The organism is Acidimicrobiia bacterium (assembly GCA_041394025.1).
GTDB lineage: Bacteria > Actinomycetota > Acidimicrobiia > IMCC26256 > JAOSJL01 > JAOSJL01.
On sequence record JAWKJA010000002.1, the window covers coordinates 720,446 to 736,301 of the forward strand.

General features: G+C 71.2%; 14 protein-coding genes and 1 pseudogene. All 15 read right to left on the reverse strand.

Annotation, left to right across the window (positions count from 1 at the left end; genetic code table 11):
* Positions 1–34 precede the first annotated feature (34 nt).
* Positions 35–529 (reverse strand): MogA/MoaB family molybdenum cofactor biosynthesis protein, encoded by a 495-nt coding sequence (locus R3A49_03325; GenBank protein ID MEZ5169759.1) that lies wholly within the window; start codon positions 527–529, stop codon positions 35–37.
* Positions 530–560: 31 nt separating this feature from the next.
* Entirely contained in the window at positions 561–1,493 is a 933-nt protein-coding gene (locus tag R3A49_03330) for a response regulator (protein MEZ5169760.1), read from the reverse strand.
* Positions 1,481–2,131, reverse strand: coding sequence for a ribulose-phosphate 3-epimerase (gene rpe, locus R3A49_03335; protein ID MEZ5169761.1), 651 nt, complete (start codon positions 2,129–2,131; stop codon positions 1,481–1,483). The genes R3A49_03330 and rpe overlap by 13 nt, the downstream gene beginning before the upstream one ends.
* 4 nt (positions 2,132–2,135) lie before the next feature.
* A complete protein-coding gene (locus R3A49_03340) occupies positions 2,136–3,506 on the reverse strand; it encodes a transcription antitermination factor NusB (protein ID MEZ5169762.1) in 1,371 nt (456 codons plus the stop codon).
* Between the two features lie 87 nt (positions 3,507–3,593).
* On the reverse strand, positions 3,594–4,496 hold the full coding sequence (fmt, locus tag R3A49_03345; GenBank protein ID MEZ5169763.1) for a methionyl-tRNA formyltransferase: 903 nt from the start codon (positions 4,494–4,496) through the stop codon (positions 3,594–3,596).
* Positions 4,497–4,514: 18 nt separating this feature from the next.
* Positions 4,515–5,036 (reverse strand): peptide deformylase, encoded by a 522-nt coding sequence (gene def / locus R3A49_03350; protein MEZ5169764.1) that lies wholly within the window; start codon positions 5,034–5,036, stop codon positions 4,515–4,517.
* Positions 5,037–5,066: 30 nt separating this feature from the next.
* Positions 5,067–6,953, reverse strand: coding sequence for a hypothetical protein (locus R3A49_03355; protein MEZ5169765.1), 1,887 nt, complete (start codon positions 6,951–6,953; stop codon positions 5,067–5,069).
* Complete coding sequence (gene metK, locus R3A49_03360) at positions 6,902–8,092, reverse strand: methionine adenosyltransferase (protein ID MEZ5169766.1); 1,191 nt, start codon at positions 8,090–8,092, stop codon at positions 6,902–6,904. The genes R3A49_03355 and metK overlap by 52 nt, the downstream gene beginning before the upstream one ends.
* A gap of 56 nt (positions 8,093–8,148) precedes the next feature.
* Positions 8,149–9,390, reverse strand: a complete 1,242-nt coding sequence (coaBC, locus tag R3A49_03365; protein MEZ5169767.1) for a bifunctional phosphopantothenoylcysteine decarboxylase/phosphopantothenate--cysteine ligase CoaBC — start codon at positions 9,388–9,390, stop codon at positions 8,149–8,151.
* Positions 9,391–9,586: 196 nt separating this feature from the next.
* A pseudogene (rpoZ, locus tag R3A49_03370) lies at positions 9,587–9,820 on the reverse strand (DNA-directed RNA polymerase subunit omega).
* Between the two features lie 88 nt (positions 9,821–9,908).
* Positions 9,909–10,520 carry a guanylate kinase gene (gmk, locus tag R3A49_03375; GenBank protein ID MEZ5169768.1) on the reverse strand — a complete coding sequence of 204 codons (612 nt, stop codon included), beginning with the start codon at positions 10,518–10,520 and terminating at the stop codon, positions 9,909–9,911.
* Complete coding sequence (mihF, locus tag R3A49_03380) at positions 10,517–10,837, reverse strand: integration host factor, actinobacterial type (protein MEZ5169769.1); 321 nt, start codon at positions 10,835–10,837, stop codon at positions 10,517–10,519. Before mihF ends, gmk begins: the two co-directional genes overlap by 4 nt.
* A gap of 39 nt (positions 10,838–10,876) precedes the next feature.
* Positions 10,877–11,569 (reverse strand): orotidine-5'-phosphate decarboxylase, encoded by a 693-nt coding sequence (gene pyrF, locus R3A49_03385; protein MEZ5169770.1) that lies wholly within the window; start codon positions 11,567–11,569, stop codon positions 10,877–10,879.
* The gene (locus tag R3A49_03390; GenBank protein MEZ5169771.1) at positions 11,566–12,564 is read right to left on the reverse strand and encodes a dihydroorotate dehydrogenase; all 999 of its coding nucleotides are present in this window, start codon (positions 12,562–12,564) and stop codon (positions 11,566–11,568) included. Before R3A49_03390 ends, pyrF begins: the two co-directional genes overlap by 4 nt.
* A gap of 3 nt (positions 12,565–12,567) precedes the next feature.
* Entirely contained in the window at positions 12,568–15,855 is a 3,288-nt protein-coding gene (gene carB / locus R3A49_03395; protein MEZ5169772.1) for a carbamoyl-phosphate synthase large subunit, read from the reverse strand.
* Between the last annotated feature and the right edge of the window lies 1 nt (position 15,856).

Sequence of the window (15,856 nt, forward strand, 5' to 3'; positions counted from 1 at the left end):
ATTATAACACGTTCTATTTTGGAAGTGGCCCGGCTCAGTGCGGGCGTCCTCCGGCCAGCAGTTCGAGGGCGTGGGGCACGGCGGGCAGCACCACCTCGAGGCACTCCACCGCTCCCGAGGCCGACCCCGGGAGGTTGCAGACGAGGGCGGCGCCCACGCTGCCGCAGACGCCGCGTGTGAGCATCCCGAGAGGGCGCTGCCCGTCACTGGCGCGACGCATCGCCTCGGCCAGGCCGGGCGCCTCCCTGTCCACGACCCGGGCCGTCCCTTCCGGGGTGAGGTCGCGTGGGCCGAAACCCGTCCCACCGGTCGTGAGGACGAGGCCCGCGAAGCCCTCCGTCATGTCGCGCAGCGCTTCGGCGACCGGGGCGACACCGTCGGCGACGACCCGACGGTCGCACACGTCGAAGCCGGCGGACGCGAGATGCTGCACGAGGGCGTCGCCCGAGCGGTCTTCACGCGTGCCGGCCACGACCCCGTCGGAGACGGTCAGGACCTTGGCGGCGTTCATCGTCGTGCGCCCCCCCACTCGTCGCGTTCCTCCCACCCGGCGCCGGTGCTCACGCGCCCCGACGATCGATCTCGTAGGCGGAGCGTGGGTGCCGCTTGGCGTGGGCCTTCATCTCGGTCGCCAGAGCCGACGCCTCCCACTGGGTTGCGAGCGCCCGTGTGTCGGTCGACACGATTCCGATGGCGATGCCCACGAGGGCGTGGGCTGTCCGTTCCCCCTGGCGCGAGACGACATCGATGGAGCCTCGTGCGGCGTCCTCGGCGTCGTAGAGCCTGCCGATCCCGGCGTCGAATCGCTCGATGATCCCCTCTGCCACGTCGACGGCTACCTCGGGAGACACGATGATGACGAAGTCGTCACCCCCGACGTGACCCGCGAACTGTGGGGTCGAGGGGTGCGCCGAGAGCGTCTCGGTGATGACCCGTGCTGTGAACTTGATCACCTCGTCGCCGCGCAGGAACCCGTAGTGGTCGTTGAACGACTTGAAGTCGTTGAGGTCGGCGTACAGGACGGCGAAACGGTTCTCAGGGTCCTTCACGAGCGCTTCGAGCTCCGCGGCGATCCGGAAGTTGCCGGGGAGCCGCGTGAGCGGCGACAGGTCGCGCATCTGCGAGGAACGGCGCAGCAGCCCGGCGACCCGGGCCACGAGCTCACTCGGCTCGAACGGCTTGACGATGTAGTCGTCGGCGCCGGAGGTGAGCCCCTCGACCTTGTCGTCGGCCTGGCTCTTCGCGGTCAGCAGGACCACGGGTACGTCGGCGGTGCGGGGATCGGAGCGCAGTTCACGGCAGACCTCGAGGCCGTCCTTGCGCGGCATCAGCCAGTCCAGGACGATGAGGTCGGGTTCGAGGGTGAAGGCGGCGTCGAGGGCCTCGACGCCGTCGGAGACCACGTGCACCTCGTACCCCTCGAGACTCAGGTTGACCTCGATGGCGCCGGCGACGTCGGGGTCGTCATCGGCGACGACGATCACGTGGGCCATGCCGCATCCCGGATTCCACGGGCCGCCGTCGCAGGGTCGTCGGCCCCGAAGATGGCGCTTCCGGCCACCAGGACGTCGACGCCGGCCTGCGCGGCCTCCGCGGCGTTGTCGACGCTGATGCCCCCGTCGATCTCGATCTCCACGTCGAGGTCGTCCTCCTCGATGAGCTTGCGGGCCTCCCGCACCTTCTCGAGCACCCCGGGGATGAACGCCTGACCCCCGAACCCGGGGTGGACGCTCATCACGAGGAGGAGGTCGATCTCGCCGAGGAACGGCACCACGGCGTCGACGGGCGTGTCGGGGCTCAGTGTGAGCCCGACGTCCAGGTCCAGCGCCCGCATCTCCTCGAAGGCCGGGCGGGGGTCCCCCAGCTCGATGTGGATCTCACAGCGGTCGGCGCCGGCGTCGGCGAAGTCCTCGAGGAGATCACGGGGGTTCTCCACCATCAGGTGGCAGTCGAGGTAGAGGTCGGTGTGGGCGCGAAGCGACGACACCACCGGTGGGCCGATCGTGAGATTCGGGACGAAGTGACCGTCCATGCAGTCGACGTGGAGCAGGTCGGCGGCAGGCCGGACCCGTTCGATGTCGCGGGCCAACGCGGCGAAGTCGGCCGACAGAATCGACGGTGCGATCTTCATGGGGTCAGGCTACCCGCTGCCTGTTCTGCTCCTTCCGGAGCACGATGGCGAACATACCGTCGCTGCCCACGGCCGTGGGCAACAGGAGCACGCCACGGCCGTGACGCATCCACGGCGACGCCGCACGACCACGTCGCGCGGCGTCGGGTACGACGTCGTCGACGGCGACACCATCCACGGCGACGAGCATGGGGTGCCTCTGCGCGAGCCACGCGTCGACGCCGAGAGTCTCCTCATCGGTGAGCGTGCACACCGAGTAGACGACATGGCCACCGACCGAGACGACCCGCTCGGCCTCGTCGAGCAGTCGGCGCTGGACCGCCACCATGCCCCCGATGTCGGTGTGGGTGACACGCCACCGGGCCTCGGGCCTGCGACGGAGCACTCCCAGCCCGGAGCACGGCGCGTCCACGAGCACGACCGGAGCCGCACCGTCGGCGAAAGGCAGCTGCCGACCGTCGGCCACCATCCGGGCCACACCGCCGAGACCCAGGCGCTCGGCGGCCTCACCCACGCGCGTGAGGCGTCGGCCGTCGATGTCGGAGGCCACGACGACGGGAGCGCGCCCCTCGGCGTACCCGGCGGTGGCGACCCGCTCCCCCAGTGCGGTCGACTTCCCGCCCGGCGCCGCGGCCACGTCGAGCACGGCACCCGAGTCGGGAAGAGGCACGGCGGCGGCGACCACCTGGCTGGCCTCGTCCTGTGGTGTGGCGCGTCCGGCGGACACGGCGTCGAGGGCAGCGGGGTCGCCCAGGCCCGAGACGGCGACCGCCCCCGGCACGAGGCGCCCGGGCACCACCTCACCACCCGCTGCCTCGAGCTCCCGGCACAGCTCGGATGCATCGGTGCGGGCCGGATTGGCCCGCAGCACCATCCGCGGTGCCTCGTTGTCGAGGTCGAGAATGCGCTGTGCGACATCGGGTCCGAACGACTCCCGGAAGCCCCGGACGATCCAGTCGGGATGGGACGTTCGGACGCCCACGGCACGGTCCGACCCGCCTGTGGGCACCGGCCACGACCCCTGATCGGCAAGACGGCGGAGGACGGCGTTCACGAGCCCGCGCGCCTGCGCGGCTCGTTGTGCGACGGCGTCGACGGTCTCACTCACCGCTGCGTGCGGCCTGACCCCGATGCGCAGCTGATGGGCACCCAGGCGCAGCCCCTCCAGCACCGGCGCGTCGAGGTCGTGAAGCGGGCGCTTCGACAACGGCGCCAGCGCGTGGTCGAGGAGTCGTCGCCATCGGAGCGTACCGTTCACCAACTCGGTGACGAACGCCCGGTCGCGTGGACCGAGCGACGACGATCGCAACAGCTCCGGTGTCACGACGTTGGAGTGCGCGCCGGACGCGACCTCGAGCAGGGCGTCGAGGGCCACGGACCGGCTCGTTCCTCGTGTCGTGCCCTTCCTCATCCGGCGTGCGACACACCGAGCGTCATGACAGCCCCACCACTTCTCCCGCGCTCACGTCCCGAGCTGCTCCGCTCGGGAGCGACGCCCGGCCAGCCAGGCGGAGGCGTCCATGACGCGTCGGTCCTGCGGTTGGACCTCGTGGAGGGCCAGGAGCCCATCGCCGGTGACGACTGTTCCGTCGGGGCGCAGCACACCCGGCTCACCCGGTGACCGATCGTCGACGACGGACGCGCACCAGATCTTCAGGCGGCTGCCGCGGTCGGTGGTCCAGGCGCCCGGTCGCGGATTCCCCGCCCGAACCCAGCGATCGAGCACGGCAGCCGGCCGGCTCCAGTCGAGCTCGAACTCGGCGGTCGTGAGCTTGTCGGCATACGAGGCCTCACCGGTCTGTGGTTCGGGCGTCGCGCCGGGAACCGACCCGAGGTTGTCCAGGAGCAGGCCCGTGCCCAACTCGACGAGGCGCTCGTGGAGATCACCCGCCGTGTCGGTGCGGCCGATCGGTGTGGTCGCACGCGCGTAGACGGGGCCCGAGTCGAGGCCCGCCTCGATGCGCATCAACGACACACCGGTCTCGGTGTCGCCTGCCAACAGAGCGCGCTCCACCGGTGCTGCGCCACGCCAGGCCGGCAGCAGCGAGAAGTGCACGTTCACGTAGCCGTTGGGCAGGGCGTCGAGCAGATCCGGGGGTAGCAGCTGACCGAAGGCCACGGCCACACCGAGCGTCGCACCGCTCGACGCCACGTCGTCGACGATCTCTGCGGACCGCTGCGGCGTGAGTACCGGCAAGCCGAGCGTCTCGGCAGCCTCCCGTACCGGGGTGGGTTCCGGTTCCGCGCGCCGGCGGTGGCGACGGTCGGGCTGCGTGACGACGAGGGCCACCTCGTGGCCGGCCCCGACCAGCGCCTCGAGCATCGGCACCGCATCCGAGGGCGAGCCCAGGAAGACGAGTCGCACCCGAACGGGAACCCGAACTCAGAGAACGCCGTGGGCGTCCGAGGGTGCCCGGGGCACCATCACCTGCTCGCGCAGCTCACGGAGCGCCACCTTGCGGCGGTCGGGCTCGAGGCGGTCGAACAGGAGAACACCGTCGAGATGATCCATTTCGTGGAGGAAGACGCGACCGAGCAGCTCGTCGCCCTCGAGCACGATCTCGCGGCCGTCGAGGTCGAGGCCTGTGATCGTGACGACCTTCGGCCGTTCGATGTCGAAGAACACACCGGGGACCGAGAGACAGCCCTCCTCGAAGGTCCAGGTGTCGCGGGTCTCGACCACCTCGGGATTGACGATCGTCTGCGGGCCGTCACCGATGTCGTAGACGAACATCCGCCGCTGCACACCGACCTGTGGGGCGGCCAGGCCGGCACCCGGTGCGGCGTACATGGTGTCGACCATGGCGCTCGAGAGGCGCGCGAGCGCCCCGTCGACCTCGGTGACCTCACGGGCACGCTGGGTCAGGACGGGGTCGCCGAACAGCCGGATGTCCTGGGTGCTCACGATCCCGAGCGTACCAGCGGTCCCCGAAACTCAGACGCGGCGCGGGTCGATCTCGACACGCACGCCGTCGGGACCGGACGCCGACACGTCGCAGCGGTGGAATGCGTCGGCCAACTCCTCCACCGTGGGAGCGCGCACGAGAGCCGACACCACGGCGACCCCCGCGCGATGACCCACCGGGACGGGGCCGTCGACACGGACATCCTCCTCGGCAGCCAACCGGGTCGCGGCACCGGAGACGGCGTCGTCGTGTCCCCGGATCTCCGCGAGCCCGCCGAAGGGTGGATAGCCGAGGTCGCGTCGTCGCTCCTCCTCGACCTCGGACGCGACCGTCGGTCGCGCCGATATGACCGCCCGCAGGACCTCGTGACCGGGCACCCGGGTCTGCACGAGAAGCCGTCCGCGCCCACGGAGGCCGACGGCCCGGGCGGCGCGGGCGAGGAGGGTCATCGCCTGCTCACCCGCGCGGTAGCGGCCCGCGAGGAGCTCCTGGTCGATGTCGAGGAAGGCCACGAGCGCCGGCGCCGGGAGATCGGCGTGGAACAGGGCCTCCGTGCCGATGAGAACGGGCGCCGACGTGGTGTCGACGTGCCCGGCGTCGACGAGCCCCACAGGGGTCCGCGGCAGCAGGGCGCCCAGCTCCTCACGGAGCCGGGTGACACCGCTGCGCAGCCGGCGGAGATCCGTGGAGAAGCACACCGCACAGACGCGGGGCCGGGTCGTGGAACAGCGCGGGCACTCCAGGCCGTCGGCGCCGTCGATGGTCGCCTCCGCCACCGCTGCGCCACATGCCTCGCACGAGGCGATGGTGCCGCACCGGCGGCACACGAGCATCCTGGCGCGGCCTTTGCGATTGAGGACACACCATGCGCTGTTCCCCGCACCGACGGTCGCGTGCAGTGCGTCGGCGAGGGGGGCCGAGAAGATCCCCTCGCCGGGTGGCTGCTCGCGGCGGTCGACGATCTCGAGGGGCGGCCAGCCCGCCCGCTCGACACCGGGAGGCGGAGCCACGACCCGACCACCCGCCAGAGCCAGCGCCTCCAGGCTCGGTGCGGACGCGACGAGGCTGACAGGAGCACCACAGCGTCGCGCGCGCTCCACGAGCAGCTCCCGTGCGTTCCAGGTCGGTGCCCGCTCCGACGCGAAGGCGTCGTCGCCCTCGTCGAGAACCAGAGCACTCCGGAGGTCGGGAACGGGCGCGAGCGACGCCGAGCGGGAGCCGACGACGACGACACCTCCGGACCGGGCACGGCGCCACGCCCGTGTGCGTTCCGCGGCGCCGTCGTCGGGGTCGAACACCACGACATCGTGACCGGCACGGCCCAGGGCGGTGGTGAGGCCACCGGCACGGCCCGGCTCCGGCGTACAGACGATCGTCGAACCGCTGCCGGCGACACGCTCGAGGACGAGCGCACGTCGGTCACGTGCGGGGGGCCAGCGGACAACGGTCGCCCCCGGCGGGTCGACGGACTGCACGGTGGGTGGACGGTCGCCAGGAGTGCCCTCGTCGCGTGCGGCGCTCCCGGGTGCGACGTTGTTCGGGGGGCAGGCCGCGCGCAGAAAGGTGACGCGTGGCCCGACCCAGCGCCACGAGGCCCACGCCGTCAGGTGGACGAGCTCCGGTGTGGGACCCACCGACGACAGCCTGTCGACCGGCAACAACCTGCTCCGATCGGCCTCGGGCTCGACGTCGACAGCGAGCACGAAACCGCGGACACGGCGACCGTGCAGGCGTACGCGAACGACGGACCCGACCTCGATCCGGTCGCCGAGGTGCTCTGGGACGCCGTAGTCGAACGCCCGGCTGACGGCGGGTACGTCCGGGAGGACGCGGCAGACCCGCTCGCCGGTGTGGGTGCTTGGGCTCAGGCGAGTGCCCGGCGGAGCTCGTCGGCGTAGGGCTCCACGTTCTCCCAGGTGAAGTCCTTGTCGGGGCGCCCGAAGTGGCCGTACGCGGCCGTGTTGGCGAAGATCGGGCGCCGGAGGTCGAGCCGGTCGATGATGGCCGCGGGTCGGAGGTCGAAGATCTCGTTGACGACGTCGGCCATCTTCGCCTCGTCGGCCTCACCGGTGCCGAAGGTGTCGACCATCACCGACACGGGACGCGCCCGGCCGATGGCGTAGGCCACCTGGATCTCGGCTCGCTTCGCCAGGCCGGCGGCCACGATCGCCTTGGCCACCTGACGGGTGGCGTAGGCGGCCGAGCGGTCGACCTTGGTGGGGTCCTTCCCGCTGAAGGCCCCACCGCCGTGGCGGGCCATCCCCCCGTAGGTGTCGACGATGATCTTCCGACCCGTGAGCCCCGCGTCGGCGTGGGGCCCACCGAGCTCGAAGGCGCCGGTGGGGTTGCAGATGAACTCGTAGTCGTCGGTGTCGAGCGAGGCGGGGAGCAGCGGCTGGATGACGTGCTCGACCAGGTCGGGCTTGAGAAGCGTCTCGTAGTCGATGCCCGGGTCGTGCTGGGTGGAGATGAGCACGGTGCCGAGCCGTGTCGGGCGGCCGTCGTCGTACTCGATCGACACCTGCGTCTTGCCGTCGGGGCGCAGGTAGGAGAGCACGCCTGCCTTGCGGACCTCGGCGAGGCGGTGCGCCAGGCGGTGCGCCAGCCAGATGGGCAGCGGCATGAGGTCGTCGGTCTCGTCGCACGCGTAGCCGAACATCATGCCCTGGTCGCCCGCACCGGTTTCGGCGTAGTGGTCGGTGTCGCCGCCACGCTGCTCGAGCGCCTTGTCGACCCCCTGGGCGATGTCGGGTGACTGCTCGTCGATCGACGTGATCACGCCGCACGTGTTGCCGTCGATGCCGTAGTCGTCGTTGTCGTAGCCGATGGCCTTGACGCGGTCGCGCACGACCCTCGGGATGTCGACGTAGCCGGTCGTGGAGATCTCCCCCGCCACGACCACGAGCCCGGTCGTGCACAGCGTCTCGCAGGCGACTCGGCTGTTCGGGTCTGCCTCGAGCAGCGCGTCGAGGACGCTGTCGCTGATCTGGTCGGACATCTTGTCGGGATGCCCTTCCGTCACCGACTCGGAGGTGAAGACGTGGGTCTGACTCACGGGAACTCCTGTGCTTTCCGGGTTCGGGGCGCGGACCGGACGGTGGCCCCGGAGGGCTACGAGTCTGGCCGGTCGCCGAGCACCGTCGCTACTCGGTCGAGAATCCGCTCCGCCAGTTCGTCCTTCGCCATGAGCGGTACCTCCTCGGTCCCGCCTCGGGCGTCGAGGATGACGGCCCGGTTGGTGTCGACGTCGAAGCCGGCGTCGACCTCGGAGACGTCGTTGGCGACGATCAGGTCCAGGTTCTTGCGCCGTAGCTTCGCGGTCGCGTGTGCCACGACGTCGTCGGTCTCGGCCGCGAATCCCACCAGGACCTGGTGGGAGGGCTTCGTGGCGCCGAGGTCGACGAGGAAGTCGTGGGTGGGCTCGAGGAGGATCTCCGGCGGGCCGTCCTCCTTCTTCCTCTTCCCCGCCGCGGGTTCCTTCGGACGGAAGTCGGCGACGGCCGCCGCCATGACGATGACGTCACAGTTCGCCGAACGGGACATGACGGCCTGTTCCATCTCCTGTGCCGTCTCGACCCCGACGACGTCGACCCCCGCCGGAGCGACGCGCGACACGGTCGAGACGAGCGTGACGGCGGCACCCATGCGGCGCGCCTGCGCGGCCAGCGCGTATCCCATCTTTCCCGATGACCGGTTGGTGATGACGCGCACGGCGTCGATCGGCTCGCGCGTCCCGCCGGCGGTCACCAGGACGCGCCGGCCCGCCAGTGTGCCCGAGCCCGCCAACACCGTCGCGGCCGCTGCCACGAGATCGGCGGGCTCGGCCAGCCGACCCGCTCCCTCGTCACCGCCCGCGAGGCGGCCCGTGCCGGGGTCGGCGACGTGGACGCCACGGCGGCGGAGCGTGTCGAGGTTCTCCCGGACCGCCGGGTGCTCCCACATCTCGGTGTGCATGGCGGGTGCGACGAGCACGGGGGCACGGGTGGCGAGAAGCGTCGCCGTGAGCAGGTCGTCGGAAATCCCTGCCGCGTACCTGCCCAGGAGATTGGCGGTGGCAGGCGCGACGAGCACGAGGTCGGCCCGACGGCCCAGTGTGGTGTGCGGGATGGGGTCGTCGGTACCGAAGAGGTCGCAGCGGGCGGGCTCGGAGGCCAGCGCGGAGAAGGTGACGTCGCCGACGAACCGACGGGCGTCGCGCGTCATCACGGGCAGGACCGTGGCGCCCGCGTCACAGAGCCGGCGACACACCTCGACGGCCTTGTAGGCGGCGATGCCCCCCGAGACACCGAGCACGATCGTGCGGCCCGCCAGGTGTCGCCCGGCGGCGACGTCGGGCCCGGGGCGTGTGCTCATGGCGACGAGGGCGTCAGCCGGCCTCGTCGCCGGAGTCGTCGTCGGCGTCGTCACCGGCGTCGTCACCGGAGGAGTCGCCGGAGTCGTCGGCGCCCTTCGGGGCGTCGCCGGCGTCCTCGGAGACCTCGAGAGCGGCCCGGGCGGCCTGCTCCTCGTCGTGGTCGAGCCCGCTCATCTCCTCGTCGGTGAGGCGACGGGCGGTGATCTTTCCCTCGTCGATCTCCTCGAGGGCGATGGAGAGCGGCTTCGACGACACGGACGTGACCTGTGGCGGGACGACCCGGCCCACCCCGTGGCCGAGCTGCGCGTAGTAGTCGTTGATCTCCCGTGCGCGTCGCGCGGCGAGCGTGACGAGGGTGAACTTCGAGTCCACCGACTCCAGGAGGTCTTCGACCCGGGGCTCCATGAGGGTGTTCCGGCGTTCGGTCATCGTGGCGTGTCTCCCTACGGTGAGGCGTTGCGGGTGGCGTACCGGCCGGTCCCGCGGCACGGAGCCGGGATGAGCGTGGCCGGGCAGTTCAGGACCCGGGCTCGTCGGGCCGGGAACGCCGCGCGGCCAGGATACCAGCGATCTCCGCTGTGGCACGATCCACGTCGTCGTTGACGACCACCGCGTCGAACGCGTCGACGTGTGCCTCCTCGGCGTCGGCCTCTGCCAAACGGCGCTCCAGGTCGTCGGGGGCATCGTGGCCCCGGGCCTCGAGGCGCGCCCGCTGGTCGCTGCGGCTGGGTGGGCGCACGAAGATCAGGAGGGCATCGGGGAACGACGCCCGCACCGCCAGGGCACCCTGGACGTCGAGTTCGAGGAGCACGTCGTCGCCGGCGTCGAGCCGTTGCGAGATGGGCACTTTCGGGGTGCCTTTCAGCTCCCCGTACACCTCGAAGTACTCCAGGAACTCACCGGCCTCCGCCCGTCGCTCGAACTCACCACGATCGAGGAAGTGGTAGTCGCGGCCGTCGGCCTCACCGGGTCGGGGCTCCCGGGTGGTGGCCGACACGGAGTACCAGAGCTCGGGGTGCCGGGCGCGCAGGGCGTCGACGATCGTCCCCTTCCCCACTCCGGAGGGACCGGCGATGACACACAGAACGGCCAGTGGTCGACCTTCGGGTCGGGCGGCGGGAACAGTCAGTCGCCGTCGAAGCGCTCGAGGAGCGCCCGGCGCTGCTTGGCCCCGACACCACGGAGACGACGGCTCTCGGAGATGTCGAGGTCCTCCATCACCCGGCGGGCGCGCACCTTGCCCAGACCCGGTAGCGACTCCAGAGCGGCGACGACCTTCAGCTTCGCGATCATCTCGTCGTTGTCGCCGAGGGCGAACAGCTCTTCGAGCGACAGCGCGCCGACCTTGAGCTTCTCCTTCACCTCGGCGCGTGCGCGGCGCGCGGCGGCAGCCTTCTCGAGAGCGGCGGCACGCTGATCGTCGGTGAGCGACGGAGGGAGCGGCATCGCCGCCAGTATACGGACGAACCGGCGCGCCGCAACCGCTCAGGAGACGCCGAGCACGTCGGCGACCTGGCGGGCGACAGCCGCCGCTGCCGCATCGGGATCCGTGGCCGCTGTGACCGTTCGCCCGACGACGAGCAGGTCCGATCCTGCCTCCAGAGCGGCGCGCGGGTCGGCGACGCGCGCCTGGTCGTGACTGGCGGTCCCCCCGAGGCGTATCCCCGGGGTGACGATCGTGAGGTCGGGTGCCGCCGCACGCACCCGGCTCGCCTCGTGCACCGAGCAGACCACTCCCCCACATGTCTGCGACGCGACCCGCAGGCGATCGTCGAAGGCACCCGTGTCGGCATCACTCGTGAGCACCGTGACACCGAGAACCGTGACGCGGGAGCCGCCCTCGCGGGACGCGGCGAGGCCCTCGACGGCCGCGCTGCACATCGCCGGACCGCCCGACGCGTGAACCGTGAGATACCGGATCGGGAGTCGCCCCAATGCCGTGACCGCCCTACCGACGGTCGTGGGGATGTCGTGCAGCTTCAGGTCGAGGAACACGTCCATCCCGGTGGTCGCGACCTCCTCGACGACGGCCGGCCCGCCGGCGGCCCACAGCTCGAGGCCGACCTTGGCGACCCCGAAGGTGGCGCTGTGGCGCCGGGCGAGCTCGAGGGCCCCGGTGGGGTCGCCCACGTCGAGGGCCAGGGCCAGATGGTCCCGGACCGCAGGGATCCCTGTCATTCCGGGACCTCCAGCGCACCCACCAGCTCCGCCACGGAGCTCACGCCGTGCGCGGCGCACCAGCCGGCCAGCTCGTCGCGCACCCGGACGGTGGCACGGGGGTCCTCGAAGGTCGCCGTCCCCACGCCCACCGCCGTGGCACCGGCCAGCAGCATCTCGACGGCGTGCTCACCGGTGGCGACGCCACCGGTGCCGATGATCGGGACGCCGGGAAGCTCTCGCGCGACCTGCCACACGCAGCGCAGCGCAACCGGTCGGATGGCCGGTCCCGAGAGCCCGCCCGTGACCGCCCCCAGACGCGGGCGACGCGTCGCGGCGTCGATGGCCATACCCGAGAGCGTGTTGACAAGTGTCAGACCGGTCGACCCGGCATCGACAGCGGCGCGCGCCACCGCCACGAGCTCGGTCGTGTTGGGTGACAGCTTCGTGAACACCGGGAGGCCACCGACCGCGGCGGTGACCGCAGCGACGACCTCCGCCGTGGCCGACGCGTCGTGGGCGAAGATCTCCGAGTCGGCGTGCAGGTTCGGGCAACTCACGTTGATCTCGAGCGCTGTCAGCTCGTCGGAGACCGTGGCGAGTCGTGACGCGACCGTTTCGAACTCGTCGACCGTACGGCCCCACACGGAGCAGATGACCCGCGCGCCCGACGTGCGCAGCGCCCGGAGGCCGTCACCGCACCACGCGTCGACACCCGGGTTCTGGAGCCCGACCGAGTTGACCATCCCTGAGTCGCACGGAGCCACGCGGATCGGGGGATTTCCCGGCCACGGTTGCGCGGACAGCGACTTCACCGTGACCGCACCCGGTTCGGAGGGGTCGACGAGCTCACCCAGCTCGTCGCCCAGCCCGAAGGTGCCCGAGGCCGCCACGACCGGGTTCGGGAGCACGGCTGCATTCCCGACGGCTGAATCGCCGGCGCCCGGCACGAGGATGGTCGTGAGGTCGACCGGGGGCGCCGGGCCCCGGCGCCGGGCTCTGCGCAACGGCGACACCACTCAGACCTCGAGCCGGAGCTGCGGATCGCGGTGGTACTCCTGGAGGGACCGGACCTGGGCCTCCCGCTCCACGGCCTCGGCCATCCCGCCGGCAGCGGCCACGGCCGCCGACACGGTGGTGAGGCACGGCACCCCAGAGGTGAGCGCCGCACGGCGAATGTGTGCACCGTCGGCACGGGGGCCGCGACCGCGCGGGGTGTTGACCACCAGGTCGATCTTCTCATCGGAGATGAGCGTCACGGCGTCCTCACCCGAGGCGTCACCGACCTTGGCAACGACCGCCGTGACGGCCAGACCCTCGGCCTCGAGGGCGGCGGCGGTCCCGGCAGTGGCGACGAGGGACATGCCGAGGTCGGCGAAGCGCCGTGCGGCCACCATCCCCGCCGCCTTGTCCCGGTCGGCGAGCGACAGGAACACGGTTCCCCGTGCGGGAAGGGCGCTTCCGGCGCCGGCCTGGCTCTTGGCGAAGGCCAGACCGAAGGAGCGGTCGACACCCATGACCTCTCCCGTGGAGCGCATCTCGGGACCGAGGACCGAGTCGACGTCGGGAAAGCGTGCGAAGGGCAGCACGGCCTCCTTGACGGCGACGTGCCCACCCTCGGCCGGAGGCCGGAGCAGACCCTCCTCCCGCAGGTCGGCCAGAGTCGCGCCCAGCATCACGCGCGCGGCGACCTTCGCCAGCGGGACACCCGTGGCCTTGCTGACGAACGGAACGGTGCGCGACGCGCGCGGGTTGGCCTCGATGACCGAGACGGACCCGTCCTTCACGGCGAACTGGACGTTCAGGAGCCCCTGCACGCCCAACGCGTCGGCGAGGGCCCGTGTGTGTGCCTCGATCGTGTCGATGACACCGGCGTCGAGAGTGGGCGGCGGGATGGCGCACGCCGAGTCGCCCGAGTGCACCCCCGCCTCCTCGATGTGCTCCATGATGCCGCCGACCAGCACCTCGCCCGACACGTCGCGCACGGCGTCGACGTCGACCTCGGTGGCGTCCTCGAGGAACCTGTCGACCAGTGCGGGGCGATCGGCCGAGAGCCCGCCCTCGCGTCCGAGGCTGCCCGACTCGGCCAGCTCCGCCATCGCGCGGCGCAGGCCGTCCTCGTCCCACACGATCTCCATGGCACGCCCACCCAGGACGTAGGAGGGACGCACGAGCACCGGGTAGCCGATGTCGGCGGCCACGCCGACGGCCTCGTCGACCGATGACGCCGTGGCGCCCGCGGGCTGGGGGATCCCGAGCTCCCCACAGAGGGCGTTGAACCGCTCGCGGTCTTCGGCGAGGTCGATGGCGTCGGGCGGTGTCCCGAGCACGGGGACCCCCGCATCCTCCAGGACGTGCGCCAGCTTCAGCGGGGTCTGACCACCGAGGCCGACCACGACACCGTGCGGTCGGAGCCGGTCGGTGACGTTCAGGACGTCCTCGGCGGTGAGGGGCTCGAAGAAGAGTCGGTCGCTCGTGTCGTAGTCGGTGGAGACGGTCTCGGGATTGCAGTTCACCATGACGGTCTCGAAGCCTGCATCCGACAATGCGAACGCCGCGTGCACACAGCAGTAGTCGAACTCCACACCCTGCCCGATGCGGTTCGGGCCACTGCCGAGGATGACGACCACAGGCCTGTCGGACGGCGCCACCTCGTCGGAGTCCTCGTAGGTGCCGTAGTGGTAGGGCGTGTGCGCCTCGAACTCCGCACCGCACGTGTCGACGGTCTTGAACGTGACCCCCACGCCCGCGGCAAGCCGTTGTCGGCGGACCGTCATGGCGTCGGTCCCCCACAGGTGGGCCAACTGGGCGTCGGAGAAGCCGAGGCGCTTCGCCCGTCGCCACCCGTGCACGTCGAGGTCGCCGCCCGCGGCCTCCAGGCGCTGCCGCTCGGCGGCGATGTCGTCGATCTGGTGGAGGAACCATGGATCGACGCCGGTGGCCCCGTGGAGCCGGTCGACGCTCGCTCCGCGACGCAGCGCCGCCTCGAGGTGAAAGATCCGCTCGGGTGTGGGGGTTGCGGCGGCGCGGACGAGCTCGTCGTCGTCGAGGGCGTCGAGCCGGCGCTCCGCCGGATCGCCGTTGAGCCCCTCGCGACCGATCTCGAGGGAACGCAGGCCTTTCTGGAGCGACTCGGGGAAGGTTCGGCCGATGGCCATCACCTCGCCCACCGACTGCATGACGGTGCCCAGCACCGGCGCGGCACCAGGGAGCTTCTCGAAGGCCCAGCGGGGGATCTTGGTGACGACGTAGTCGATCGTGGGCTCGAACGAGGCGGGCGTCTCCCCCGTGATGTCGTTCATCACCTCGTCGAGCCGGTAGCCGACGGCGAGACGGGCGGCGATCTTGGCGATCGGAAAACCCGTGGCCTTGCTCGCCAATGCGCTGGAGCGCGAGACACGCGGGTTCATCTCGATGACGACCTGCGTGCCGTCGTCGGGGTTCACGGCGAACTGGATGTTGGAGCCACCGGTGTCGACGCCGATGCGACGGATACACGCGAACGCGGCGTCGCGCATCCGCTGGTACTCGACGTCGGTGAGCGTTTGCGCAGGCGCGACCGTGATCGACTCGCCCGTGTGCACTCCCATCGGGTCGAGGTTCTCGATCGCGCACACGACGACGGCGTTGTCGGCGCCGTCGCGCATCACCTCGAGCTCGTACTCCTTCCAACCGAGCACCGAGCGTTCGATCAGGATCTCGTGGATGGGACTGGCGTCGAGGCCGCGCCCCGCCACACCGCGGAGGGAGTCGGTGTCGTGAGCGATGCCCGTGCCTCCTCCACCGAGGATGAACGACGGGCGGACGATCACCGGGAAGCCGACCTCGCGACCGACCCCGAGAGCCTCGTCGACGCTGTAGGCGAACCCCGACGGCGGGGTGGCGAGCCCGATCTCGGTCATCGCCGCCTTGAACCGCTGACGGTTCTCGGCCGTGTGGATCGCCTCCGTGTCGGCTCCGATCATCTCGACCCCGTGTCGGTCGAGGACGCCGTCCTCCTCCAGGGCCACGGCGAGGTTGAGGGCGGTCTGACCACCGATGGTGGGGAGCAGCGCGTCGGGTCGCTCGCGCTCGATCACCTTCGAGATCGACGGGACGTCGAGTGGTTCGACGTAGGTCGCGTCCGCGAACTCGGGGTCGGTCATGATCGTGGCGGGGTTGGAGTTCACGAGCACGACCCGGTAGCCCTCCTGGCGCAGCACCTTGCACGCCTGTGTCCCGGAGTAGTCGAACTCGCAGGCCTGGCCGATCACGATCGGGCCGCTGCCCAGGACGAGGATGGATTCGATGTCGTTGCGACGTGGCACG

Bases quoted from the DNA above. Each gene is read 5' to 3' on its own strand.
- pyrF (MEZ5169770.1), bottom strand. From the start codon at position 11,569: ATGACAGGGATCCCTGCGGTCCGGGACCATCTGGCCCTGGCCCTCGAC.
- coaBC (MEZ5169767.1), bottom strand. From the start codon at position 9,390: ATGAGCACACGCCCCGGGCCCGACGTCGCCGCCGGGCGACACCTGGCG.
- mihF (MEZ5169769.1), bottom strand. From the start codon at position 10,837: ATGCCGCTCCCTCCGTCGCTCACCGACGATCAGCGTGCCGCCGCTCTC.
- rpe (MEZ5169761.1), bottom strand. From the start codon at position 2,131: ATGAAGATCGCACCGTCGATTCTGTCGGCCGACTTCGCCGCGTTGGCC.
- R3A49_03330 (MEZ5169760.1), bottom strand. From the start codon at position 1,493: ATGGCCCACGTGATCGTCGTCGCCGATGACGACCCCGACGTCGCCGGC.